Genomic DNA, 1226 nt, shown 5'->3' on the forward strand with positions numbered 1-1226 from the left:
CATCAAGAGCAAATGCCGTGCCAAAGCTCACTGGGAAGTGAACGCATGGCTCTCCCTGAAAACCTCACAAATCCAGCATGGTCAATTGTGCGGAACCCGACATGCGTCTTCTGCCACTGTCAGCTTTCGGACAGGCATGACGCGTTTCGCGCCGACCACCGGTCGATCGGTTTTGGGGCCGGTCTGTTCGCCTCATAAGAGCGCGTTACATTGCGTAGCGGTTTCCCGAGCGCCGCCACATGACACTGGACCTGCAGGTAGCACCGGCTTCTCATCCAGCCTTACTTTGGCCCCCTCGCGTATCAAATTCCCGCTGGCGAGCCCTGCTTTCATAGATCGCACCATGCCGGATGTCTGCTCTGGCGCCCGACCCGCTGGCACGATCTCGATCCGGCATAAGGGCGCAGCATCTTTGCAGGCCGTTTCATCCCGGCGTCCTGCTTGGCTGACAGACCGCACTTGGCGAGCGGTCTCCATGCTCTCTCCAAGGACCATCCCTGCGGCTGGCTTGTCGACCTATGGGCGGGTCCGGCCGCCCGAAACCCTCGCGCCATCAGCTTTTTTCCCCGCCGCCTGCGGCGGCTTCCTCGCGCCGCTTCGCTCACAAAAAAGCTGCCCGCTCGGGTCCTTCACTGTCGCTGCGGCCCTGTCGGATTCAGGCGGTCCTGACGCGCCCATTACGGTGCGCCATCGCAGGGGATGGTCCCCGGCGAAACCACAAAAGGAGACTTCGAAATGACCGCGATCGGTTACGTCAACAAGCAGGAAAACGGCGCCTACAAGGGCCAGTTCAAGACGCTCAGCGTCCGCGCCGACATCGATATCGTCCCCAACCAGGCCAAGAGCGCCGATAACCATCCCGACTTCCGGGTGCTTACGCAAGGGGTCGAAGTCGGCGCTGGCTGGATCCGCACCGGCGAGACTTCCGGCAAGGATTATGTGAGCCTGTCGATTGCAGCGCCGGAGTTCGGACCGCGCAAGCTCTACGCCAATCTCGGCCGCGCCGCCGGCCAGGACGATCACGACACCTACGCCATCATCTGGAACCCGGCCGACTGACCGGCCGAGATAAGAGCCTCGCGCCGCAGCCCCGGCGCGGGGCTCATTCCCAGGAGTTCCACCCAAACCCCGTCCGCCCTAAAGGGCGGCGAAAACTCTCCCCCGACTCTTCGCCCGTCCCCGAGACGATCTCCCTCGCCCATCGTCGCCCTCGCTTGTCCGAAGCG

Annotated in this window: 1 protein-coding gene; it reads left to right on the top strand. The window is 63.1% G+C overall.

From position 1 onward, the window contains the following. Positions 1-735: 735 nt before the first annotated feature. Positions 736-1059 carry a DUF736 domain-containing protein gene (locus EN893_RS34615; protein WP_024505644.1) on the top strand — a complete coding sequence of 108 codons (324 nt, stop codon included), beginning with the start codon at positions 736-738 and terminating at the stop codon, positions 1057-1059. Positions 1060-1226 lie beyond the last annotated feature (167 nt).

This window comes from Mesorhizobium sp. M7A.F.Ca.CA.004.04.2.1 (assembly GCF_004022825.1).
GTDB lineage: Bacteria > Pseudomonadota > Alphaproteobacteria > Rhizobiales > Rhizobiaceae > Mesorhizobium.

Bases quoted from the DNA above. Each gene is read 5' to 3' on its own strand.
- EN893_RS34615 (WP_024505644.1), top strand. From the start codon at position 736: ATGACCGCGATCGGTTACGTCAACAAGCAGGAAAACGGCGCCTACAAG.